The organism is Carboxylicivirga sp., assembly GCF_982718395.1.
The window spans coordinates 30,540-53,647 of sequence record NZ_CEXQWX010000004.1; the positions used below are offsets into that span (position 1 = coordinate 30,540).

Annotated in this window: 22 protein-coding genes and 2 tRNA genes; 12 read left to right on the top strand and 12 right to left on the bottom strand. The window is 37.1% G+C overall.

Annotated features, from left to right (window positions below; genetic code table 11):
* Positions 1 to 15 precede the first annotated feature (15 nt).
* From AC4MRQ_RS01590 to AC4MRQ_RS01600, 3 genes are all read right to left on the bottom strand, one after another.
* Complete coding sequence (locus AC4MRQ_RS01590; protein ID WP_491195881.1) at positions 16 to 2,205, bottom strand: glutamine synthetase III family protein; 2,190 nt, start codon at positions 2,203 to 2,205, stop codon at positions 16 to 18.
* 302 nt (positions 2,206 to 2,507) lie between these two features.
* Positions 2,508 to 3,878, bottom strand: coding sequence for a dipeptidase (locus AC4MRQ_RS01595; RefSeq protein WP_491195882.1), 1,371 nt, complete (start codon positions 3,876 to 3,878; stop codon positions 2,508 to 2,510).
* Positions 3,879 to 4,150: 272 nt separating this feature from the next.
* Positions 4,151 to 4,861 carry a YebC/PmpR family DNA-binding transcriptional regulator gene (locus AC4MRQ_RS01600; RefSeq protein ID WP_491195883.1) on the bottom strand — a complete coding sequence of 237 codons (711 nt, stop codon included), beginning with the start codon at positions 4,859 to 4,861 and terminating at the stop codon, positions 4,151 to 4,153.
* Positions 4,862 to 5,063: 202 nt separating this feature from the next.
* On the opposite strand from AC4MRQ_RS01600, the gene AC4MRQ_RS01605 reads away from it, so the two are divergent.
* On the top strand, positions 5,064 to 5,318 hold the full coding sequence (locus AC4MRQ_RS01605) for a hypothetical protein (RefSeq protein WP_491195884.1): 255 nt from the start codon (positions 5,064 to 5,066) through the stop codon (positions 5,316 to 5,318).
* A gap of 30 nt (positions 5,319 to 5,348) precedes the next feature.
* Here the strand turns inward: AC4MRQ_RS01605 and AC4MRQ_RS01610 are convergent, their stop codons facing one another.
* The 5 genes from AC4MRQ_RS01610 to AC4MRQ_RS01630 form a co-directional block, all read right to left on the bottom strand.
* A complete protein-coding gene (locus AC4MRQ_RS01610) occupies positions 5,349 to 6,707 on the bottom strand; it encodes a sigma-54-dependent transcriptional regulator (RefSeq protein WP_491195885.1) in 1,359 nt (452 codons plus the stop codon).
* 89 nt (positions 6,708 to 6,796) lie between these two features.
* On the bottom strand, positions 6,797 to 8,257 hold the full coding sequence (locus tag AC4MRQ_RS01615) for a sensor histidine kinase (RefSeq protein WP_491195886.1): 1,461 nt from the start codon (positions 8,255 to 8,257) through the stop codon (positions 6,797 to 6,799).
* Positions 8,258 to 8,408: 151 nt separating this feature from the next.
* Positions 8,409 to 8,897 (bottom strand): flavodoxin, encoded by a 489-nt coding sequence (locus AC4MRQ_RS01620; RefSeq protein WP_491195887.1) that lies wholly within the window; start codon positions 8,895 to 8,897, stop codon positions 8,409 to 8,411.
* 48 nt (positions 8,898 to 8,945) lie between these two features.
* Positions 8,946 to 9,587 carry an O-methyltransferase gene (locus tag AC4MRQ_RS01625; protein ID WP_491195888.1) on the bottom strand — a complete coding sequence of 214 codons (642 nt, stop codon included), beginning with the start codon at positions 9,585 to 9,587 and terminating at the stop codon, positions 8,946 to 8,948.
* A 3-nt stretch (positions 9,588 to 9,590) separates the two neighbouring features.
* Positions 9,591 to 10,811 carry a M16 family metallopeptidase gene (locus AC4MRQ_RS01630; RefSeq protein ID WP_491195889.1) on the bottom strand — a complete coding sequence of 407 codons (1,221 nt, stop codon included), beginning with the start codon at positions 10,809 to 10,811 and terminating at the stop codon, positions 9,591 to 9,593.
* 179 nt (positions 10,812 to 10,990) lie between these two features.
* Between AC4MRQ_RS01630 and AC4MRQ_RS01635 the strand changes: the two genes are divergently transcribed.
* The 9 genes from AC4MRQ_RS01635 to AC4MRQ_RS01675 all read left to right on the top strand — a co-directional run bounded on the left by AC4MRQ_RS01635 (position 10,991) and on the right by AC4MRQ_RS01675 (position 18,850).
* A tRNA-Phe gene (locus AC4MRQ_RS01635) sits at positions 10,991 to 11,066 on the top strand.
* 109 nt (positions 11,067 to 11,175) lie between these two features.
* Positions 11,176 to 11,248: transfer RNA gene (locus tag AC4MRQ_RS01640), tRNA-Phe, on the top strand.
* 154 nt (positions 11,249 to 11,402) lie between these two features.
* A complete protein-coding gene (locus tag AC4MRQ_RS01645; protein WP_491195890.1) occupies positions 11,403 to 12,680 on the top strand; it encodes a hypothetical protein in 1,278 nt (425 codons plus the stop codon).
* 267 nt (positions 12,681 to 12,947) lie between these two features.
* On the top strand, positions 12,948 to 14,477 hold the full coding sequence (gene gpmI, locus AC4MRQ_RS01650) for a 2,3-bisphosphoglycerate-independent phosphoglycerate mutase (RefSeq protein ID WP_491195891.1): 1,530 nt from the start codon (positions 12,948 to 12,950) through the stop codon (positions 14,475 to 14,477).
* A gap of 108 nt (positions 14,478 to 14,585) precedes the next feature.
* Entirely contained in the window at positions 14,586 to 15,251 is a 666-nt protein-coding gene (locus AC4MRQ_RS01655) for an oxidoreductase (RefSeq protein WP_491195892.1), read from the top strand.
* 3 nt (positions 15,252 to 15,254) lie between these two features.
* Entirely contained in the window at positions 15,255 to 16,298 is a 1,044-nt protein-coding gene (gene rlmN, locus AC4MRQ_RS01660) for a dual-specificity RNA methyltransferase RlmN (protein ID WP_491195893.1), read from the top strand.
* A 105-nt stretch (positions 16,299 to 16,403) separates the two neighbouring features.
* Positions 16,404 to 16,724: a single-stranded DNA-binding protein gene (locus tag AC4MRQ_RS01665; protein WP_491195894.1), complete on the top strand. Its 321-nt coding sequence runs from the start codon at positions 16,404 to 16,406 to the stop codon at positions 16,722 to 16,724.
* A 125-nt stretch (positions 16,725 to 16,849) separates the two neighbouring features.
* Positions 16,850 to 17,650, top strand: a complete 801-nt coding sequence (locus tag AC4MRQ_RS01670) for a hypothetical protein (protein ID WP_491195895.1) — start codon at positions 16,850 to 16,852, stop codon at positions 17,648 to 17,650.
* Between the two features lie 306 nt (positions 17,651 to 17,956).
* Positions 17,957 to 18,850, top strand: coding sequence for a radical SAM protein (locus AC4MRQ_RS01675; RefSeq protein WP_491195896.1), 894 nt, complete (start codon positions 17,957 to 17,959; stop codon positions 18,848 to 18,850).
* On the opposite strand, the gene AC4MRQ_RS01680 is transcribed toward AC4MRQ_RS01675, so the two are convergent.
* The 3 genes from AC4MRQ_RS01680 to AC4MRQ_RS01690 form a co-directional block, all read right to left on the bottom strand.
* On the bottom strand, positions 18,851 to 20,002 hold the full coding sequence (locus tag AC4MRQ_RS01680; protein WP_491195897.1) for an MFS transporter: 1,152 nt from the start codon (positions 20,000 to 20,002) through the stop codon (positions 18,851 to 18,853). It abuts the gene before it with no gap.
* Positions 20,003 to 20,116: 114 nt separating this feature from the next.
* Positions 20,117 to 20,491, bottom strand: coding sequence for a DUF3127 domain-containing protein (locus AC4MRQ_RS01685; RefSeq protein ID WP_491195898.1), 375 nt, complete (start codon positions 20,489 to 20,491; stop codon positions 20,117 to 20,119).
* Between the two features lie 11 nt (positions 20,492 to 20,502).
* Positions 20,503 to 20,958 carry a peptidylprolyl isomerase gene (locus AC4MRQ_RS01690; RefSeq protein ID WP_491195899.1) on the bottom strand — a complete coding sequence of 152 codons (456 nt, stop codon included), beginning with the start codon at positions 20,956 to 20,958 and terminating at the stop codon, positions 20,503 to 20,505.
* 542 nt (positions 20,959 to 21,500) lie between these two features.
* Here AC4MRQ_RS01690 and AC4MRQ_RS01695 point away from each other — a divergent pair.
* Both AC4MRQ_RS01695 and AC4MRQ_RS01700 read left to right on the top strand, forming a co-directional pair.
* Complete coding sequence (locus AC4MRQ_RS01695; RefSeq protein ID WP_491195900.1) at positions 21,501 to 22,016, top strand: hypothetical protein; 516 nt, start codon at positions 21,501 to 21,503, stop codon at positions 22,014 to 22,016.
* A 104-nt stretch (positions 22,017 to 22,120) separates the two neighbouring features.
* On the top strand, positions 22,121 to 22,258 hold the full coding sequence (locus AC4MRQ_RS01700) for a hypothetical protein (protein WP_491195901.1): 138 nt from the start codon (positions 22,121 to 22,123) through the stop codon (positions 22,256 to 22,258).
* Positions 22,259 to 22,421: 163 nt separating this feature from the next.
* On the opposite strand, the gene AC4MRQ_RS01705 is transcribed toward AC4MRQ_RS01700, so the two are convergent.
* Positions 22,422 to 23,108, bottom strand: a 687-nt coding sequence (locus AC4MRQ_RS01705) for a T9SS type A sorting domain-containing protein (RefSeq protein WP_491195902.1), incomplete at its 5' end; no start/stop codon positions are given.

Here is a 23,108-nt window from a genome sequence, read left to right on the forward strand (position 1 = left end):
ATCCTCTTAATTATCCTACCTAAAGAATAATAATTCACGATATTTTGGCAATGGCCACATCTCGTTGTCAACGATTAGCTCCAACTTATCAATGTGGTAACGAATATCATCAAGGTAAGGACGTACCTCTTTATCGTATGCATATGCTTTTTCAGTCTCTGACTCAATCACATTACACTTCTTACGTGCTTCAATCATCTCTGCTACTTTAGCTTTGATAGATGAAATATGACCAGAAATGGTTTTGATCAATTCCTTACGGGCACTTGCCAATTCATTAAACTCTTTTTCATCGAAGATATCGCGCATTCCCTGCACGTTGTGGATCAACTCCGTTTGATACTGAATAGCGGTTGGAACAATGTGGTTGATAGCTAAATCACCCAACACACGTGCTTCGATCTGAATTTTCTTCATGAATTTCTCCATCTCAACCTCAACACGGGCTTCGAGCTCACGCTCCGACATCACACCAGTTTCAATAAGAACTTTCTTACTTGCATCATCCAGGTACTTCGATAATGACTCAGGCACAGAAGTGATATTAGTTAAACCACGCTTCGCAGCCTCGTCTTTCCACTCTTCTGAGTATCCGTCACCATTGAAACGAATTGGGTTCGACTCAAGGATCACCTTCTTAATGGTCTGGAAGATGGCTTCGTCTTTCTTAACACCTTTTTCGATCAACTCGTCAACATCTTTCTTAAATTCTTCCAGTTGAACAGCCATAGCAGCACTTAAAGCTGTAAGAGGAGCTGCACAGTTTGTCATTGAACCTACCGCACGGAATTCGAAACGGTTACCGGTAAATGCAAATGGTGAAGTACGGTTACGATCAGTATTATCCAATAAGATTTCAGGAATACGACCGATACCCAATTTAAGAGCTGTTTTCTCATCCGGCGTCATTTTCTGATCTGTAATACGCTCAGCCAGGTTATCCAAAGTATCAGCTATCTGAGATCCGGTAAATACAGAGATAATCGCCGGAGGTGCCTCATTAGCTCCCAAACGGTGACTGTTCGATGCTGTTAAGATAGAAGCACGTAATAAATCCTGACTCTTATATACAGCAGCAATAGCATTTACTACGAATGTTAAAAACTGCAGATTACCTTTAGGGTTCTTACCTGGTGCCAACAGAACAACTCCTTTATCGGTTTGTAACGACCAGTTGTTGTGCTTACCTGAACCATTGATACCGGCAAATGGCTTTTCGTGAAGGATCACTTCAAATTTGTGGTGACGCGCCACACGCTTCATCACATCCATCAATAACTGGTTGTGATCATTAGCCAGGTTGGCCTCTTCGTAAATCGGTGCTACCTCAAACTGGTTAGGAGCTACCTCATTGTGACGTGTTTTAACTGGTATACCTAGTTTATGACATTCAATTTCCAATTCGATCATAAATTTAGATACACGCTCAGGAATAGAACCAAAGTAGTGATCGTCTAACTGCTGATCTTTAGCAGAAGAGTGTCCCATCAAAGTACGACCTGTTACCATTAAGTCTGGACGAGCCTGATACAAAGCTGTATCGATCAGGAAGTATTCCTGCTCCCATCCCAGGTTGGTATGAACTTTACGTACGTCTTTATCGAAATATTGCGCCACACCTACAGCCGCCTTGTCCACTGCGTGAAGGGCCTTAAGGAATGGTGTTTTATAATCTAATGCTTCACCTGTATATGATATAAATACAGTTGGAATACAAAGTGTTGTACCGATAATAAATGCTGGCGAAGAAACATCCCAGGCTGTGTAACCTCTTGCTTCAAAAGTCTGGCGAATACCTCCTGACGGGAATGATGATGCATCCGGCTCCTGCTGAGCTAATAATTTACCGGAAAATGATTCAATCATGTTTCCGTTATCACCATAATCAAGAAAACCATCATGTTTTTCAGCTGTACCGTCAGTTAAAGGCTGGAACCAGTGAGTATAATGTGTTGCACCATGCTCTATTGCCCATGCTTTCATACCTGAAGCAACGTTATCTGCAACTTTGCGATCAATTGCATCACCTTTATCAATTGCAATCTTTACAGCTTTATAGGCATCTTGAGACAAGTACTTAGACATTGCATCTTTATTAAATACCAATTCGCCATAGTAATCTGTTGCTTTCGCCGAAGGAAAAGTTACCTCTTTTGCCTCTCTGTTCATTAATTCTGACAGAGCCTGAAATCTTAATTGTGCCATAATTTTCAAATTTTTTATCGAGTTAGCAGGAGCAAAAATAGATATTTTTATACATCAACCTATATTTTTAGGGATAAAAATGAATATTTTTTCATTTTTCATTGACGAAATGCTATTTTTTGGAGGTTTTTGGCAATATTTTTCATTTTTAGATAAAACACCCCCAATTTTTAACAACCCAACAATTAGCATTTAAGAAAGTAGAATAAAAAAAGCTACCCCTATAATATAAGGATAGCTTTTTATAAAAATATTATTTCTTGAATAAGGGTATTTATTTCATACACCCTCCTTCACATTTATTATTTTCCCATTTCAGCAAAGTACTTGTAGAAATATGGAATCGTATTGATACCATTAAAGAACTGTTCCAATGGATAGTTTTCATTTGGCGAGTGAATCGCATCAGCTTCTAAACCAAAGCCCATCAATACCGACTTAACACCAAGAATCTGCTCGAAATCCGAGATAATTGGAATAGAACCACCACTACGAACCGGAACAGGACGCTGACCAAACACATCCTCAAATGCTTTCTCTGCAGCCTTATAAGCTGGTAGATCAATAGGGCATCCATAAGCCTGTCCACCGTGTAAGTGTCTGATATTTACTTTTACACTCTTAGGAGCTACTGATTCAAAATGCTTGCAGAATAATTCTGCTATTTTCTGGTGATCCTGATCAGGAACAAGGCGAGAAGAAATTTTCGCATATGCTTTAGATGGTAATACTGTTTTCGCACCTTCACCTGTATATCCTCCCCAGATTCCGCAAATATCAAATGATGGACGAATACCAGTTCTTTCATTTGTAGTATAGCCTTTTTCACCTGCCAACTCTTCAATGTCCAAAGCTTTCTTGTATTCTTCCTCACTGAATGGAGCCTTCGCCATCATGGCACGCTCTTCGTCCGACACTTCAATCACATCATCGTAGAAACCAGGAACAGTGATATGACCATTTTCATCCACCATTTCGGTGATCATCTTTGCCAATACATTAATTGGGTTAGCTACTGCACCACCAAATAATCCTGAGTGTAAGTCACGATTCGGACCTGTTAGTTCCACTTCCCAATAGCACAGTCCGCGAAGACCAGTTGTAATGGTAGGAACATCAGGAGCAATCATTCCGGTATCAGAAACAACAATCACATCCGATTTAAGCAGCTCTTTATTCTCCTTACAGAACTTAGGTAAACTTGGAGAACCAACTTCCTCTTCCCCTTCAATTAAGAACTTAACATTACATTTCAGCTGATTCGTCTTTACCAAGTATTCAAATGCTTTCGTGTGCATAAAACCTTGTCCTTTATCATCATCTGCACCACGGGCAAAAATCTTTCCGTCACGCACTTCAGGCTCAAACGGAGGTGACTTCCACAATTCCAATGGCTCGGCTGGCTGCACATCATAATGGGCATAAACCAAAACGGTTGGGTATGATGGGTCCATCATTTTTTCACCATAGATAACAGGGTTACCTTCAGTCTCCATTATCTCTGCTTTATCAACACCACCCTCAAGCAAAAGTTTCTTCCACATTTCGGCACAACGGTACATATCATCCTTGTGCTCTGGCTTTGAACTAATCGATGGAATACGAATTAACTCAAACAACTCATCTAAAAAACGCTGTTTATTGTCTTCAATGTATTGTTTTAAATCTTGCATAATTATTTAGTTATTAATTGAATTTCTGATTAAGAAACTGTTTTAAGTTTTATTCTTTGGTCTATATTGTTGACTTAAGCCCCCATTCTACCGCTAAAATCATTTAAATAGTTTTTGAAAGTACATATCTCATCATCAATAAGCAAGAACATATCTCATACTTTACAGCAATACTATTACATATTGACGAATCTCATAAAAATTAAAAAGCGGCAACCTGATTTGTTCAGATTGCCGCTTGAAAATATCAAATCTCTACGAATTATCGCTGACTATTTAATGTTATTAAAAACATTGGTCACATCGTCATCTTCTTCAAACTTAGCCAATAACTTCTCTATTTCAGTCATTTGCTCATCATTCAACTCTTTTGTATCCTGTGGGATGCGCTCGAATTCTGCATTTTCAATTTCAAAGCCATTATCTTCCAAATACTTTTGGATGGGTCCGAAACCTTCAAAATCGCCATAAATCATGATAAAGCCTTCATCTTCGAATATCTCCTGAACACCAAAGTCGATTAATTCAAGTTCTAATTCTTCTAGATCAACACCTTCCTTCATTACAACTTTAAAGTTGCATTTGTGCTCAAACATATAATCAACACAGCCACTTGTTCCAAGTGAACCACCATATTTATTGAAATATGATCTGACATTTGCTACTGTTCTTGTGGTATTATCTGTAGCAGTCTCCACCATAAAAGCAGTTCCAAAAGGTCCATAACCCTCGTAAACCACTTCTTTATAATCAGCAGTATCTTTACTTGTTGCTTTTTTTATCGCACGTTCAACATTGTCCTTTGGCATGTTGGCTGCCTTGGCATTTTGAATCAACACCCTTAAACGTGAGTTACTCGTTGGATCAGGTCCGCTCTCTTTCACACACATGGTGATTTGTTTTCCAATCTTCGTAAATGTCTTGGCCATCGTTCCCCAGCGCTTTAGCTTTGAGGCTTTTCTGTATTCAAATGCGCGTCCCATTTCTTAATTAGTTCTTCTTTATTTAATTATATTTCGCAAATTTATAAGGGATTTTTGATATATCTAATATTCATTCCATTTTTAATCCTTAACCGGATACATTTCTACTCTCTTTATTTCTCATAGCTAATCTTTACCAACAATGGTTTAATAAACAATCGAGTAATTTTATTAATTTTGCGCTGGTAATCATCACTTCTGAATGGCTAAAAAAACAAAAAAGAATAAACAGAAGGTAATCTCACGAGAACAGGCACTTCGACGCAAGCACCGGGCTACTTTTTTATTAAATGATAAAGAAAAGGATGCTGTAAGCACGTATTGCAAGAAATATAAGATCGGTAACCGGTCAAAGTTTATGCGTGAAGCTGTTATGAGTGTAGTTATGGAAAAGTTTTTAGATGATTACCCGACCCTTTTCGAGAAGCAAGACCTGGACAGGCTTATTTCGGATTAGTTGCTCTCCAATTAAACCGCTTAAATATCTTTATTCAATGCCGTGTTTCTTTAATTTTCGATTAAGAGCCTGACGCGTGATATTTAGTTTCTCAGCTGCATGTGTTTTATTATGACCACACACCTTCATGGCTTTTAATATTGCTTCTTTCTCAACCTCCTCTAAACTATACGAATCGTAATCATTATCAACCAAACCAACTTCATCTGTAAAAGGTAGATGCTGTGGCTTAATCACATTTGAATCACACATCAACATTGCCCTTTCAACTATATTCTTTAACTCTCTGATATTTCCGGTATAATGATGATTAACTAACAGGTTCATTGCTTTTGAATGTATACTAACTGTTCCTTTATGATGAATTTCTGCAAACAGCCTGATAAAATGATTAACCAATTCCGGAATATCCTCACTTCGACTGCTTAAAGGTGGCATATGAATATGAAATGAATTTAACCGATGATACAAATCTGGTCTAAACTGGTCATCATCAACCATTTTCTTTAAATCTTTATTGGTCGCACATACAATACGCACATTAACGGTTGTCTCTTTGGAGGACCCTATTCTATTTACTTTCTCCTCATTCAACACCCGTAGTAACTTTGATTGAGCATCGAGATTTATATCACCCACCTCATTAAGGAACAGTGTCCCTCCATTGGCAGACTCAAACCATCCCTCTTGATTAGATAATGCTCCGGTAAAAGCACCCTTTTGAAAACCCAAAAGCTGACTCTCAAATAACGATTCCGGAATAGCCGTGCAGTTTACAGGATAAAAAGGAGCCCCGCTCCTATCACTTAAACTATGGATACCTCTTGCTATCAATTCCTTCCCACTTCCACTTTCTCCTGTAATCAGAACAGATGTCGAGTCTGTTTGGGCCACGCGCTTCATCATACTGTTTATTTCTTTAATGGCCTGACTCCTTCCTACAAACTCAATACCCCAATGCGCTTCAAACTCTTTCCTTGATTCTTCCAGTTGCCGGTCGATCACATAATTTTTAACCCGGAAACGCTTGTAACTTTCACATTTTTCAATGGCTTTCCTTAGCTCTTTTACCCGAAATGGCTTTTCAATGTAATCGTCTACACCTAATTTCAAAGAGGTAATTGCATTTTTAAGGCTTGCTTGCCCGGTAATTACAATACCTTCAATATCAGAATAGCTTTCCTTTAACTCCTTAAATATTGACAAACCATCTCTATCCAGTAAATTGATATCCAGTATGGCCAAATGAGGTTCTAAATCAATACATGTTTCTTCATATTCTTTCCAGGATTCAAATGGATACACCACAACATCATCAAGCAGGATACTTTCATGTATTTCCTGTCGCAATTCAGTTTCATCTTCAAAAAGTAATATGACGTATTTCATCTGTTAATTTAGTTTTTAACGGTCTGATGGAACTCTTACATAATTATGCTCTGTAAATTTCAGAAATGACCATCAAGCCTTTTGCAACATCAATGTATGGCCGGAAATGTCAGAATAGTTTTAAAGTACCTTCCTTCCCTGGCTTTCAATTCTATATTTCCATTCATTTTACGCATCAGATTATTGACAATAAACAAACCTAAGCCGGTACCTCCTTCATTCTTTTTAGTTGTATAAAAAGGTTTTAACAACTTCTTCAGGTCTCCCGATGCTCCTAATCCATTATCAATAAATACTATTCTAACCAATTTCTCTTTTTTCTCGAAAACAATCCGAAGTTTAGGCTTAAAGGATTTCTCTTTTTGCATCTTCAACTGCAATGCCTGCAATGAGTTTGAAAGGACATTCACAAACACCTGCTCAAGTTCCCTGCCAGTGCCACTTATTTTTAAATCCTCCAATTGTTTAACGATTAAAACCAGGCCCTGAACCTTCAGGTAACTGACATCTTCAAGCGAACAATCCAATACCTCTTTTACATTAATCAATTCATCTCTTTGATCAGGTACAATTGAAAATTGTTTCATTTCATCAATTATACCTCGCATTCTTGTTATCTGGCGCTGAACCTGCTCTGTCTTCACGAACAGGTAATCCTCATTCAAATCACCCTTCCTATATTTCTCCAACATATTATCGATCTTGAGACTCAGATGGGTTAAGGGTTGATTTAGCTCATGGAAGATTCCTGAAGCAATCTCACCCAATGACTCTAAACGATTTTTCTTAAGCAACTTTAACTCATAGGATTTATTGATATCAAACTCTTCCTGAACTTGCCTCTTCAACTCCTCATTCTGAACTTCCAGGTTTTTCTGAACTTCAATAAATTGAGTCAGATCCTTTACAGTAGCCAGATATAAATTCGGTTTCTCATCAGAGAGAGGAATTAAATTCAATAAAAACGTCTGATTAATCTTATCTCTGTTATAATGGCATAACACGGCTCGCGAATTAGCATCCGATTCAATCATTCTCAAATAATCAAATTTCTCAGGAGAGAGTTCGTTAGTCTTTATCACTTTCTGAATAAACAAAGGACGCACTATCAACTCACGATCTATAAAATAATTAATGAACAAGTTATTCATCTGCATTACCTCGCCATCCTTTTTAACAATCGCAATTGGGTAAGGTAGTTTATCAATAGGGATTGAGGCTTCTTTATTATTGTTCTCACTTATATAACCAAGCAATTCTATTTCACCTCCAATCAACTTCGAGAAAATACAATTCACAAATAAAGTTTCGCTGTTTCTATTTATAATCAACTGCACTTTAAATTGATCGTGTTCTGAAGACAAAAAAGAATAGTAACGTTGAATTAAGTTTTCAGGTAATATCTCAGTTATTTTAGAACCATGCTGTAATAATCCAACATCAAGAAAATGACCTTGAGTCTTTAGCACAAGACCTTCTTCATCAAATACGAAGCTAAAAGCTATTTGATGGGAAATATAATCTGCAACAACTTGTTCGTTAAGATACATCACTGACCTGTTACCTTTATTTGAACAAATAAAAGTATTGCGAATAAATCAATAAATCCTGAAAAATTGATTTACAAACAAATTCAAGGGATAATCGCAGCTTTTTCTTAGATGAACATTAATCAATCAGACGATTATTTCATCCAACATCCTAAAATGGCAATATTTTAACCCATTGAGCAATACGAACATCCGTCAAGTCCGGCTCGTTGTCTTCGTCCAAGGCCAAGCCAACAAACTCATCACCATCCTGAGCCTCTGATTCAGAAAAGTCATAACCTTCAACTGATGTGCGCCCTACAACTTTCCAACCCTTATCATTTAACAAATGATAAAGTTTGCCCATACCATTACAAAATGTATCAGGATAGGTTTGCTGATCTCCCAAACCAAACAAAGCAAAGGTTTTCTCCGACATATCGAGCGATAGCAATAAATCAACAAATAACTCAAAATCGTCCTGCAGATTTCCAACACCCCATGTCGAAGTTCCTAATATAATATTGTCATATTTCAGAATCTGACTCACAGTTAAATCATTCACCGGTAAACAATCAGCCTGAGGAAGTAGAGCATGTATTTTTTCAGCTACAAATTGCGTGTTGCCCAATGATGAGCCGTAAAAGATTGCGGTCTGCATAAGCTTAGTTTAAGTTTCTATTCTGAAACATTTTGAGTGCTGAAAAGTTTATTTTTTACGTATTAAAGTAATACCATCGCGAAATGGTAATATAACCTTTTCAACGCGGCTGTCTTCCTTTACTTTCTTATTAAACGCCAGAATCTCTTTTGTATAATCATCGTTGGGCTGCAGTTTCTGCACAACCTTTCCATCCCACAACACATTGTCAGCTAAAATATAACCGCCTTTAGATAGTTTATCAAAAACTAAGTCGTAATACAAACTATATTCGCGCTTATCTCCATCCATAAATACCAAGTCAAATTGCTTATTCATTTCAGGAATCAAATCAACGGCACTGCCAATGTGTAATTTAATAACATCATTCAGACCAGCTTTATCAATAAACATTTGAATAAACTCCTCATTCTCGTCATTTATTTCAATCGTATCGATAGTAGCACCCTTGTCAATCCCCATTGCCATGCTAATTGCTGAATAACCTGTAAAAGTTCCTATCTCAAGAATGCTTTTAGGATTAATCATCCGGCATAACATTTTTAGAATTTGTCCTTGAAGATGACCACTTAACATACGCGGCTGAAGCATTTTTATGTGCGTTTGCCTGTTCAACTCTTTAAGTATGTCTATTTCTTCATCGATATGATCAAGAATATATTGTTCGAGGTCAATTGAGTTACCTGTCATTTTCTATTGGTAAATTAGATATGATAATTTCTTTGGGTCAAGAACTTCATTGGCAACTTCTAAAATATCAACTGATTTTATGCTTTCAATCTTTTTATAGATGGTATCAAGTGAATCAACATGATCGTAAAGCATATAACTTTTACCCATTGATAACATCAAATTTTCTCGATTATCCGATGAAATCGCCATTTGGCCTTTTAATTGTCTTATTGCCTTATGTAGCTGAAGAGCTCCCAATGACTTATCCCGCAAAATTTTTAACTCCCGGTCAATAATATTAAAAGAACGAATCAGGTTCTCTTCATCGGTTCCAAAGTAAATATTAAAAACGCCTGTTCCATAATAAGGTGCATAACTCGATTCAACATTGTATGCTATACCATTTTTCTCCCTTAATGCCATACTTAGACGCGAGTTCATTCCCGGTCCGCCCAGCAAATTATTGAGCAGATGCAGATGCAACCTTTTATCATGTGTGTAATCATAAGCAATGTTGCCTATCAATACATGACATTGATGTGTCTCTTTATCTATCGTTTGTGATTCTGGAACATAAACATTAACATCACTTCGATCAAAATCTCTGAGGTTTTCCTCAACCGTACCCAAATACTTTTCTGCCCAGTGCACAACCTTTTTAAACGATATGTTGCCAACTGAGCAAAACACCATTTGATCCGTATTGTAGTTACTCGACATAAACTGCCGAATCATTTGCTCATCAAATGCCTTGAGTTTATCCTCAGTTCCAAGAATATTTCGCCCCATAGGATCATTCTTAAAGAGCATCTCTTCAAATTCATCATATATCAGTTCGGCCGGACTATCTTTATATGAATTTATTTCATCAAGAATAACCTCTTTTTCTTTTGCCAGTTCTTTTTGAGGAAAGGTCGAATTAAAGGTAATATCATGAATCAGTTCAATGGCGCGCTCATAATCCTGTTTCAGAAAAGCAGCATAAATACAGGTTTCTTCCTTTGTTGTATAAGCATTTAGCTCACCACCAACATCATCAAGGCGGCTTAATACATGATAGGCCTTCCGTTTCTTTGTTCCTTTAAAAATAACATGCTCGATAAAATGAGCCATTCCATGCTCTTCCGGCTTTTCATCGCGCGATCCTGTATTAATAATTAACCCGCAATAAGCAACCGGTGATTTATCTTGCCTGTGAATGATGCGAATTCCATTTCGCAAGGTATATGTCTGAAACTCCATTAATTTTTTTTGAGGGTGCAAAAATACTAAACATCAGGCAAATTCACATAACCTTAAATAAAAAGCAACACTAAAAAATTAAAAATGTTTTTGCGGTACAAAATCTTTGCCTATATTTGCACCGCATTTCGGAAGAGATGCCGCTAAAAGTCCCGATACGCGGGGTGTTGGCAAAGATTGGTGCCATAGCTCAGTTGGTAGAGCAACGGACTGAAAATCCGTGTGTCCCTGGTTCGATTCCAGGTGGCACCACCAGTCGTAAGGCTGATTTTAGGGTTAAGTTAATATCCTGTGGGGACAGGGTATTAATCCAAAGGGTAAAGGGTTATTGTTTATGTTATTTTTACTTCGGTAAAAGTAACTTGGTGCCATAGCTCAGTTGGTAGAGCAACGGACTGAAAATCCGTGTGTCCCTGGTTCGATTCCAGGTGGCACCACACATAAAGGGGAAAGACGAAAGTCTCTCCCCTTTTTTATTGATTAAAAACTAACCTTGCAAATCATTTATGATATTTATAGTTTATGCTACAATTTGAATTTCAGCATAAACTGTAAACACTGCCTTTAAGTAAAACTTTTAATCAAAAAGTCATGAAGACCACTTTTATTCTCGCATTAATTTTTATTTGTTCATATACTTTCGGATCAGGCCTTCAACAGGATACAATTACCAACTCACCTAATCAATACCCGGGACTTGGCAAAGCAGCCTCGGGAATATTCTTTTCTGATAAACCATGGTCTATAAGTGGCTTTGGTGAGATAAATGGCGTTACTACACCTGGTTTCACTCCCGACAAAGAAGCCTTGGATGATATTGAACTTTACTACAATAACCTTTACCGACTAGCCGTTTTCTTTGGTTATCGCTTTAGTGATAAATTGATCATCAATTCTGAGATCCAGGTCGAATACCTCAAGGCAGGCAACGATAATCATACAGAACTAGCCTTTGAATTATTTATGGATTACCGTCTTCATTCAGCTTTTAATCTTCGTTTCGGATTTCATCCCCTTGGCATTGGATATATTAACAGTAATGATGAGCCAATTCTATTCTACTCGGTTAACCGACCGGAAACAGAGCGTCTTATCCTTCCTTCAACATGGATTGAACTTGGTGCGGCGGCCTACGGGCAAATCACACCGCAACTGAGTTATTTTACAAGTGTTGTAACAGCACTTGATGGTCAGCAATTCAAAAGTGCAACCTGGGTGAGAAACGGACGAGAAGCATTCGACATGAATTCACTTGCGTGGGTTGGTCAGTTAAACTATGCTTCCAAATCGGGTCTTGATCTGAGTGTTTCAGGATATTATGGCTCAAATGGTAACTACAACTACTCAAAGGATAACGCAACTTATACGCTTGATTCGAAGTTAAGCCTTATATCAGCTTATGCTCGTTACACGAAAAACAACTTCCGTTTGCTCACTTCCGGGACATACGGTTGGTTGTCAGATACTGAAGGCATCTATCATCTTGGAAACAGTCAATCTGTCAACAATGGCCAGGTTCTCGGGAAGGAGGTTTACGGTATCTATGGCGAAGCGGGTGTAGACATTTTACACTGGCTATGGAAAGACCGTCGGGAAGTGAAAAATACAATTATGGACACACATGAGATGAAATGGTCTCTTTTCGTGAGATATGAACATTTGAATACGCATGCCAGCATTGATGCTAACCTGGCACACCTTCCCCGTGTTCAGAATTATATGAATATCCTGGCCATCGGTACCAACTTTAATCTTACAGAAGATATTGTCATTAAATCCAACTATCAGTTTCGAAAAAACCTAACGCCAGCTGAATTTGCTATTCCTACCGGCAATTACTTTGAATTTGGCATCGGATTTAATTTTTAATCACCATTTAATAATATCATCAGACGCAAAAGAGATTTTTAGAAAAAACCACATACAAGTAATGGACTCTTAATTATTATATCTTTTTAACGTTTTCTGACAATTCAACTATAAACCATTGTTTACAACCCTTGTTTAACTTCTGATGCTTGCTTTAAGCAATGCACACAAACAGAACCTTTTAATTTCCTTTTAAATTGACTATTTTTGCGCCGTTTTTAGAAAAGATTAGAAAGTAAAAATCGAAAAAGAATTAAATATTATCACATGAGCAAGAAAACGATTTTGATTATCCTTGATGGTTGGGGTTATGGCGACCACTCGAAATCTGACGGTATTTTTACAGGTGAAACTCCTTACTTCGACAGTCTGCTTAAGAAATATCCAAACTCTAAGCTTCAGGCTTCAGGGGAAAATGTTGGTTTACCCGATGGGCAGATGGGTAATAGTGAAGTTGGTCACTTAAATATTGGTGCCGGACGCGTTGTTTACCAGGATTTGGTAAAAATTAACCGTGCTTGTGCAGATGGATCAATTGCTCAAAACCCGGAAATTGTAAAAGCTTATTCGTATGCTAAAGAAAGTGGTAAGCAAATCCACTTCCTTGGGTTATTATCAAAAGGAGGTGTTCACTCAAGTCAGGAGCATCTTTATAAATTATTAGACATTGCTAAAGAGTACGGTATTGAAGAGCGTGCCTTTGTTCATGCATTTATGGATGGGCGCGATACCGACCCTAAGAGTGGTAAAGGGTTTATGTCTGAGTTACTGGATCATATGAAGCAGTCAGGCGGACAGGTTGCTTCTATGATTGGTCGTTATTATGCAATGGATCGCGATAAGCGTTGGGAACGAGTAAAAGAAGCTTATGACTTGATGGTGAACGGAACTGGCAAAGCCAGCAATGACATATTGACTGCAATTGATGAGTCATATGCTGATGGTGTAACCGATGAGTTTATCAAAGCCGTTAGTCATGTTGATGCCAATGGTAAACAAGTTGGAACAATTCAGGAAGGTGATGTGGTTGTATTCTTCAACTTCCGTAACGATCGTGCCCGTGAAATTACACAGGTTTTAACCCAGCAGGATATGCCAGAAGAAGGAATGAAAACCATTCCGCTTCATTATTGCACAATGACGCCTTATGATGCAACTTTTGAAGGGATGCATATCTTATTCGATAAGGACAATGTAACCAATACGATTGGTGAAGTGGTGGCCGGCAAAGGCTTAAGGCAACTGCGCATTGCTGAAACTGAAAAATATGCTCACGTAACTTTCTTCTTCTCAGGTGGTCGCGAAGCTGTTTATGATGGAGAAGAGCGCATTTTGGTTAATTCGCCAAAAGTAGCTACTTACGATCTTCAGCCTGAAATGAGTGCTTTCGAAGTGAAAGATAAAATCGTTGCTGAGCTGAATGAAAACAAGTATGATTTCATTGCCTTGAACTATGCCAATGGTGATATGGTGGGACATACAGGTGAGTACGACGCCATTATGAAAGCCGTGAAAGCTGTTGATGATTGTTTGGAGGCTACTGTTGAGGCAGCTAAAGCCAATGGATACGAGGCAATCATTATTGCAGACCATGGTAATGCTGATAATGCTATCAATCCAGATGGATCTCCAAATACAGCGCACTCATTAAACCCAGTTCCATTCGTTTGGGTAACTGAGCGTCAGGGTGAAGTGAAAGATGGTATTTTAGCTGATGTAGCTCCATCACTTCTTCGACTAATGAACATTGAACAGCCAGAAGAAATGACTGGAGAGGCATTGATTGAATTGAAATAATTCTTCTTTTTATAGATATACAAAGGCAACTCTTATCCGGGGTTGCCTTTGTTTTTCTATAATGCAAACAAAAGGGCAGCTTTTCCGTTTCATTCAAAATTAGATTTAATGAACCAACACAAACGAAAAGAACTAAATCCGGTAAAAGTACTTAATAATCAAATTTTATCTGAAGGAATTCATTACATCAGTATTGAAAAACCGTTTCAATTTAAAGCTGGTCAGGTGATCGCCATAGCTATGAACCCAAACGATGAACCACGCCTGTACTCCATTGCCTCCGCCGTTAACAAACCATACATTAGTATTCTGTTTGATATAAAACCCGAGGGAGAACTCACTCCTCCTCTTTCGCGAGTCAAAAAGGACGATACTTTATACATCTCCGAGCCTTTCGGGAAATTTTTATGCCTGCATCAACCTGCCACCTGGATAGCAACAGGTACTGGCATTGCTCCATTTATTTCTCTAACAGAATCGGGTCAGACTAAACACATTACCTTATTACACGGGGCACGAACAATTGATAAATTTTTCTTTCAAGAATTATTTGAAGAGGAGCTTGGTGATAAATATCTGCGATTTTGTACCACTGAATCAAATAGCAAAATCATCGAGGGGCGTTTAACAACTTACCTTAAAGAAAAGGCTCAACTACCAACCGATAATAAATACTATCTTTGTGGTAGTTCGCAAATGGTAATTGATGTTCGTGAAATATTGATTGACAAAGGCATTCCATTCGACAACATTATAGCTGAAATATATTTTTAGGAGATGAGTAAAGAGGCATTATACGGCAAAACACTGAGTGAGTTGAAAGCGTGCGTAAAGGAATTAGGTTTACCGGCGTTTACCTCGAAGCAAATTGCTGATTGGTTATATAAAAAACATGTGACCTGCATTGACGACATGACCAATCTTTCTAAAAAAGCCAGGATTCAACTCAATGAAAAATATACCGTTGGGCTTATTCCTCCACAATCCTACCAGGAATCAATCGATGGAACTAAGAAATATTTGTTTCAAACAAGCAACAACCAGTTTATCGAAGCTGCTTATCTGCCTGAAGAAAACCGGAATACCCTATGTATTTCTTCACAGGTAGGATGTAAAATGGGTTGCTTATTTTGTATGACAGCTCGCCAGGGTTTTCAGAAAAATCTTAGTATTAATGAGATACTGAATCAGATTGCCAGCTTACCTGAAAGGGAAACACTAACCAACGTTGTGTACATGGGCATGGGCGAGCCAATGGATAATATTGAAAATGTCCTGAAAAGTCTGGAGATTATCACTTCTGAATGGGGATATGCCTGGAGTCCTCGCCGTATTAATGTATCAACTATCGGCATTGTACCTGCCATGCGTCGTTTTATTGAAGAGTCAGAAGCTCATCTGGCAATCAGTCTACACACGCCTTTCAACGAAGAACGCAAACAGTTAATGCCGGTTGAAAATGTTTATACAGCTGAAAAAGTAGTAGAAGCTTTAAAAGACTATGACTTTGGCCGACAACGTCGCATTTCTTTTGAATATATCATGTTTAAAGGAGTTAACGACTCTATACAACATGCAAAAGGCTTATTACAACTACTTAACGGTATAAAATGCCGTATTAACCTTATACACTTCCACCCAATTCCTAATTCACCATTGGAAGGAAGTGATTATAAGACCATGGAAGTATTCAGAGATCAATTAAGTAAAAAAGGAATCACAACAACAATAAGAAAATCAAGAGGCGAAGACATCTATGCAGCATGCGGTTTGCTTTCTACTAAGAAACTCATTAAGGATACATCAGAGAAAGATTACTAAACACTTATTTTTACTTTGTCTTTTATATTGTTGATACTTGACAATTACATTTAAGGTTCTTAGTTTTATTAATATTCTAATTTTTATTAACTAAAACCTTGCAAAATGCTAAAACTAATTTTAAGCGGAACATTAGGTAAAGATGCCGAGGTAAAGGATCTTGGTCAGAGTAAAGTCATCAATTTTGATGTAGCTGTAACAATGGACTATAAAAGTTCAGAAGGTCAAAAAGTTGAACGTACTGAATGGGTACGAGCTACCATGTGGCGTAATGAAAAACAAAGCACTAAAATCGCCGATTACCTGAAACAAGGAAAAAAGGTACTGATTGAAGGTACACCAGGAAGTGAGGGGTTCAAGAATAAAGAAGGAACAATTAAATCAGCTTTAAATGTGAATGTCAAAAATCTTGAACTCCTGAATTAAAAAATAAGATCTATAGACTTTAGCAGCAGATATTAAAATATCTGCTGTTTTTTTGTTTGCCATTTTTACCTTTTCATAAGTCTTCCATAAAATCTTGCTATTTTTGAATATCAAATATTCATTGTATGAAAGGACTTGCCATATTAGTATTTTCCATTTTACTAATTTCTTGCGGAGCGAAGGAAGAAGAATTAGCAAAAGAAAGATTCAACAAAGCTGAAAAACTTTTTGAAAACAAGTTATTTAATGATGCCAAGCTTGAGATCGACTCCATTGAAGAACTTTATCCAGGCCAGGTTGAATTTATAACAAGGGGAAAAGAGTTACTCCGTAAAATTGTTATTGAAGAACAACAACAAAATTTGGTTTTTCTGGATAGCATGTTAGCCGGTAAAGAAAAAGAGCTAGAGCCATTAATGAAAAACTTTATTGAATCTTCTGACTACGGAGCTAAGAAGATTTTGATTCATAAACGTCAAAAGCCTGAGAACTCTTATGGACGCACATACCTAAGGGCTCATCTGGATTTAGAAGGAAACTTCTTCATCTCCAGCAGGTATACCGGAACCGAAAGAATTCATCATGACCAGATAAAAGTTTATTTCAGCGGAAATAATGCTTTAAGTGAAGTAGTTAAGGAAGACGGGTTCAACAATCGGCATTTTGAAGATGGCGAGAACCAATGGGAAGTAATTAACTTTAAAGATGGAACTGACAACGGTATTATCGAGTTTATTGCCAACAATGCCAATCAATCACTTAAAGTTCAATTCAGAGGCAAAAAGTACTACTATATCGTTATGGAGAAATTCGATAAAGAAGCCATTCGTGATGGATATGAAATTTCATTTGTTTTAAAGGAAATCAAACGAATTGAAAAAGAAATTGATAAAGTAAACGCTGAGCTTAAACGTCTCAATGCGTAGGTCTTTATTGCCACAAAATATAAGCTGTTACACTTAATCTGTAACAGCTTTTTTGTTTTCAATCTTTGCAAAAACCTTTATTTATACACCAACTGCCAGTAGAATCAATAATAGTCTGTTGGAAAGTTTAACCATCAATTAAAAAAAGATTTAAAATTATACTTTCGATGTAAAAGAAATCTGTGCCCTGACTTTAAGAGAGTTCTGTCAACGGATGATTTACAAAAACACGAAGTGTCGAAATTAAATATTAGCATGAAGAAAAAGTAGCCATTTTATAAGGGTTGTTTTATTACTTTTGCGGAAATGAATGAGTCGTTTTTAGTCTACCACGAGCCCGTATTTCGTCCCCCTTCAGAGGCGAATTCCCTGATATTCCAATTAACACATGGTTGTAAATGGAACCAATGTAATTTTTGTGAAATGTATACCTCAAAAATCTACTCGGTTAAACCATGGGATACCATTGTAAAAGAAGTAATCTTGTTATCGGGCATGCAACCTGATGCTAAGCGCTTGTTCATAGGCGATGGTGATCTTTTTACCGTTGAGTACGAATTACTGCTAAAAACAATACAATTCATTAAAGAACGCTTCCCTTCATTAAAGAGAATATCTGGATATGCCTCAACAAGGGAATTAAAGCGTTATTCAGACGAACAGCTTAAATCTTTGAAAGAAGCAGGTTTAGATCTACTTTACATCGGTCTTGAGTCAGGTGATAATGATGTGCTTAAATTGATGAGAAAAGGTATAACTGCTGACGAACAAGCTAATGCTTCTATCCGTGCAAAAAATGCAGGTTTTAAACTGTCTGTTATGATTTTGAATGGTTTGGGAGGAAGACAACATACAGAGAATCACGCGATTAATTCTGCTAAACTTTTAAACCGCATACAACCTGATTTGCTAGCATTATTAGTTATATCGTTTCCCTATGGCTTTGAACATTTTAAAAAGCGGGTGAAAGGTGAATTTGAACCACTTTCGCAGCTTGAAATGCTTAAGGAGATGAGGCTTTTATTAAGTCAGCTTGAATTGGAAAGTACTGTTTTCAGGAGCGATCATGCATCAAATTACCTTGTATTCAAAGGTGGATTAAACCGTGATAAATCTAAATTTATCAGCCAGTTAGATCACATAATTGAGCACACCATTCATGTGCCTAAGCCGCATATAAACGAAACACGATTTCTATAATCAATCTTTAGGCATTGATAAAACTACGGGAACTGATAAAAAGGCCAGCGCACCAACAATCTTATAAGTCAGTTCAAGATTTAGTAAATCGCCTAAGAAGCCAACCAACATCACCATAACCGCTCCGATTAAGAAGGTAGTGGTCATAAATACCGCGTTGACGAAACTGTTATGCTTAGTTTTATACTCATTAACAATGGCCAGAAACACTGGGCCTGTAGCAAACAAAAACAATCCGGTTGCCACAAGTGCAATAAGCTGTAACCAACCACTTGTATATAGATATGTATAAAAGAAAATTGGAGCTCCTAATGAAGCGATTAATAAGGTATTGCGTCGACCTATTTTATCAGATATTGTTCCGGCAAACATTGTCCCAACCACTCCGGCCCCTTGCAGTACCGACAACGAAATACCAGCATACCATAACGATTCACCTCGACTCTGTATAAAAACCGGCAAGTAAAATGTTAGAGCAGATTTCATGGCCGCTCTAAAAAACAGAATTAATGCAATACTTAAAATTAGTGGCAGGAAACTCCTGAATGTCTTTAAATACTCAAGTCCACTACTTGAATTGACATCTTCTGAGATGGATATATTACGTAGTTTAAAATATAAAATGATTGAAGCCAACAGGCCTGTTGGAATAAAATAAGTGACACCATTAAGTCCCCATAGCTCAACTGCACCTAATACTAAAACCGGACCGGCCGATCGAGCCAATTCTCCTCCAACCATATAAAAGCTCATCCCCATTCCAACCCGATCTCCAGAAACTTTTCGCATCATAACCGGAGATGGTACATGAAAAAAACAACTGCTGATGCCACTGATTAAAACCAACATTACAAGAGTGAGTTTATTTGGAGCTACAGTTAACAAACCCATTGCAATGGCTGTAATGGCTGGTGTTACTATTACGAAATACCTTGCTTTAGTGCGCTCAGCCAACATTCCAACCAGAGGATTCAACAAAGTTGGCAGACGTTGAACAACCGATAAAAATCCTGCAAAGGTTAAACTAAACCCTAATGATTCACGCAAAAGAGGCAACAGCGGTGCAAGAAATGCAGTATAGATATCATGAAAAAAATGAGCAATCGTAATTAGACTCACTTTTCCCATTTGAATTTTCTGATATTCTTTCATGATTTTACTCTCAACCTTTATATCCAAAAGACCTTTCCGTTGAATGCTATAACAACATCATCGAACTTCATAAAAAAAATCCTGAACAACTTGCTCAGGATTTTGATTCTATCATTAAAATGGTAAATCTTCTTCGGGTCCCGCAGGTGGAATATCTGCTTCATTGAAAGATGGTGCCGGAGCATCAGGTGGCAAAACAGCCTCTTCCTTTTCGATTCTCCACGCTTCAAGGTTAGAGAAATAGTTAACGCGTCCGTCTTTTTCCCATTTACGACCACGAATATTAAAACTCACCTTTATTTTTTCACCCAATTGAATAGGATCCATCAGGTTGCATCGGTCCTGTGTCAGTTGAAACTTAATAAAATCGTTCCAGTCAGAATTGCGCTCGTTAACTACCTCAATCACAAACTCACGTTTTTTAAAACTGGCGCTTATTTCCTGTATATCATCCTTAACAATTACATTTCCTGAAATCTCAAAATTCATATTATACTGTTCTATTCGTTTACTACAATTTTAACAATCTCATCTCCCTGGCGGATATCATCAATAACATCAAGACCATCCACAACCTTACCAAAGCATGTATGCTGACGATCTAAATGTTGCGTGTTGTCACGACCATGGCAAATAAAAAACTGCGATCCACCTGTATTACGACCTGCGTGTGCCATTGATAATACACCACGATCGTGATATTGATTGTCACCATCTAATTCGCAATCAATGCTGTAACCAGGACCTCCTGTACCAGCACGAGGACTGCTCTTATCTCTTGAATGAGGGCATCCTCCCTGAATCACAAAGTCAGGTATAACACGATGAAATGACAAACCATCATAAAATCCTTCTTTGGCCAGTTTAACAAAGTTTTCAACTGTTTTTGGAGCATCATTATCGTAGAATTCTACTTTCATGATGCCTTTTTCGGTATGAATTTCTGCTGTTTTCATATAGTTTATTTTTCTTTTCTTCAACACCTTAACCTCAGTTTTTAGTTCAATTTCTAACTGGGTAGATGCAAAAGTACGATAAATAGTTGAAGCATCACAAAAGTATTTTAACCCAGAAATGTCATTAGATTATCTATTACAAATTCAAACAATTTCAAAATCAATCATTTCATTGTATTTGTACTCGTCAGCATAGCTTAGACTATGACTCCTCGTTCAAATACTTGATTTTATTATTGTTTGAACATTCATCACGATACCCTAATGATATATCTAGGTTTAATGTGTTGCTCTATCAGGCGAACACGGGGAAATAACTACTGTTTTATCAAAATTGCCACGAATATTATAGATAAAATCAATGCTCATTTCAACTTTTTAAGCTTTGTTCATTTCCGAACACCAACTTGTTGCATATTCGTGCGAAATATTAAGACCCAAATGTCTTTATCTTTTCATTACACACTGTACATCTTTTACTTACAAGATTTGGCACAGCAATTGAAAATTCTCTTACGTTGTTAATTATTAAATTTATTGTCATGAAAACTTTCAATTTCCACTCAACCTTAAAATCTATTTCAAGCGTATTATTCATATCACTTATCATGAGTTTTAGTGTACACGCACAAGCAAGCTATGATGAATTACCATTCGAAGAATATGAAGTAATTGTTGAAGATTGGATGACCGATATAGAATCATTTAACACTGATGAGCCAAATCTTGAAATCGAATCGTGGATGACCGACTTGAATAGCTTTGCTAACAACGATGAAGTTTTGTTGGTGGTTGAAGACTGGATGACTGATTTAGCATCTTTCAATGTTGAAGATGAAGAACCAATGTATGTTGAATTATGGATGACATCTTTGGATGAATATTATAATGGATTTGATAGCTACTTATTAGCCGGACATGATGAAGAACCCTTGGAAATTGAAAATTGGATGACAGATTTAAGTGATTTCTACAGAGTTTCTGCCAGTGAAATTGAAGGAATAAAGGATATCAATTTAGATAATCAAGCGCCAATATTAATAGCACTTAAATATTAAGAATAAAACATGACAATAATATAAATATCTCAATGCCGGTTTAAGCCGGCATTTTTTATTTCAGCACCTTTCTTCAATATATCTTTCTCCCAGTTGGAGCACAGATGACATCTTTGGATGAATATTATAATGGATCTGATAGCTACTTATTAGCCGGACTTGATGAAGAACCTTTGGAAATTGAGAATTGGATGACTGATTTACACATATTACCTCATTTTACTGTTGACAAATCAAGATAAATTCTCTTAATCGATAATATCTTTGCTTAGTACTTTGTAAATGAGGTTGTAACTTATGCATACGCAAACACCTACAACCTCAACCTGTTATCGAAATACTTAAAAGTCAAGACGACTTCTACCAAACTAATAATGGCAAATATGCTTATCTCACCTTAAAATATTACTTCTGAATAATCAGTTTATGAACGCTGTTGAGTTCTTTATTGGACGAACTAACCCGAACAGTATAAAGACCTTGTGATAAAGAACTTACATTCACCTTATCAAAAGAATTCACATCTGTTTTTAAAACTAACTGTCCATATGAATTAAAAATAGTTAGACATAGCAATTCATCTGAATTAAACTTTACCTGAATAAAATCTTTCGCTGGGTTTGGATATAATTTACAATCCATTCCACTGCTTATATCTTTTTTAGACGAACTCATTCCTTTTAGGGTACCGCTGCAAGTTCCTACTTTCAATTCAAATTGATCTCCATATGATATAAAAATATGAGGATCTTCAAACTGTGGCCTATCTAATGGTTTACTCTCACTTGTCACATCTACTGCCAAAGCGATAATATCATCATAACCATCATCATCAAAATCACCCGATGCTACCCCCATTACATCTCTACCTCCTATTTTGACATTTGAAATCCATCCATCATTACCTTGATATAACATGCCACTTCCGGTAGACTTCCACACATGAATATTTGAGTTACCATTACTATACTCAAATATACCGGCAATATCATCTTTATAACCATCACGATCAAAGTCACCCGAAACAACTTTATAAGTAATTTCTGAAGCATTGTATTGACCAGAGCCACTGTCCCACCATCCAGAATTTCC

Coding starts and splice junctions, on each gene's coding strand:
- AC4MRQ_RS01590 (WP_491195881.1), bottom strand. CDS start 2,205: ATGGCACAATTAAGATTTCAGGCTCTGTCAGAATTAATGAACAGAGAG.
- AC4MRQ_RS01595 (WP_491195882.1), bottom strand. CDS start 3,878: ATGCAAGATTTAAAACAATACATTGAAGACAATAAACAGCGTTTTTTA.
- AC4MRQ_RS01600 (WP_491195883.1), bottom strand. CDS start 4,861: ATGGGACGCGCATTTGAATACAGAAAAGCCTCAAAGCTAAAGCGCTGG.
- AC4MRQ_RS01605 (WP_491195884.1), top strand. CDS start 5,064: ATGGCTAAAAAAACAAAAAAGAATAAACAGAAGGTAATCTCACGAGAA.
- AC4MRQ_RS01610 (WP_491195885.1), bottom strand. CDS start 6,707: ATGAAATACGTCATATTACTTTTTGAAGATGAAACTGAATTGCGACAG.
- AC4MRQ_RS01615 (WP_491195886.1), bottom strand. CDS start 8,257: ATGTATCTTAACGAACAAGTTGTTGCAGATTATATTTCCCATCAAATA.
- AC4MRQ_RS01620 (WP_491195887.1), bottom strand. CDS start 8,897: ATGCAGACCGCAATCTTTTACGGCTCATCATTGGGCAACACGCAATTT.
- AC4MRQ_RS01625 (WP_491195888.1), bottom strand. CDS start 9,587: ATGACAGGTAACTCAATTGACCTCGAACAATATATTCTTGATCATATC.
- AC4MRQ_RS01630 (WP_491195889.1), bottom strand. CDS start 10,811: ATGGAGTTTCAGACATATACCTTGCGAAATGGAATTCGCATCATTCAC.
- AC4MRQ_RS01645 (WP_491195890.1), top strand. CDS start 11,403: ATGAAGACCACTTTTATTCTCGCATTAATTTTTATTTGTTCATATACT.
- gpmI (WP_491195891.1), top strand. CDS start 12,948: ATGAGCAAGAAAACGATTTTGATTATCCTTGATGGTTGGGGTTATGGC.
- AC4MRQ_RS01655 (WP_491195892.1), top strand. CDS start 14,586: ATGAACCAACACAAACGAAAAGAACTAAATCCGGTAAAAGTACTTAAT.
- rlmN (WP_491195893.1), top strand. CDS start 15,255: ATGAGTAAAGAGGCATTATACGGCAAAACACTGAGTGAGTTGAAAGCG.
- AC4MRQ_RS01665 (WP_491195894.1), top strand. CDS start 16,404: ATGCTAAAACTAATTTTAAGCGGAACATTAGGTAAAGATGCCGAGGTA.
- AC4MRQ_RS01670 (WP_491195895.1), top strand. CDS start 16,850: ATGAAAGGACTTGCCATATTAGTATTTTCCATTTTACTAATTTCTTGC.
- AC4MRQ_RS01675 (WP_491195896.1), top strand. CDS start 17,957: ATGAATGAGTCGTTTTTAGTCTACCACGAGCCCGTATTTCGTCCCCCT.
- AC4MRQ_RS01680 (WP_491195897.1), bottom strand. CDS start 20,002: ATGAAAGAATATCAGAAAATTCAAATGGGAAAAGTGAGTCTAATTACG.
- AC4MRQ_RS01685 (WP_491195898.1), bottom strand. CDS start 20,491: ATGAATTTTGAGATTTCAGGAAATGTAATTGTTAAGGATGATATACAG.
- AC4MRQ_RS01690 (WP_491195899.1), bottom strand. CDS start 20,958: ATGAAAACAGCAGAAATTCATACCGAAAAAGGCATCATGAAAGTAGAA.
- AC4MRQ_RS01695 (WP_491195900.1), top strand. CDS start 21,501: ATGAAAACTTTCAATTTCCACTCAACCTTAAAATCTATTTCAAGCGTA.
- AC4MRQ_RS01700 (WP_491195901.1), top strand. CDS start 22,121: ATGACATCTTTGGATGAATATTATAATGGATCTGATAGCTACTTATTA.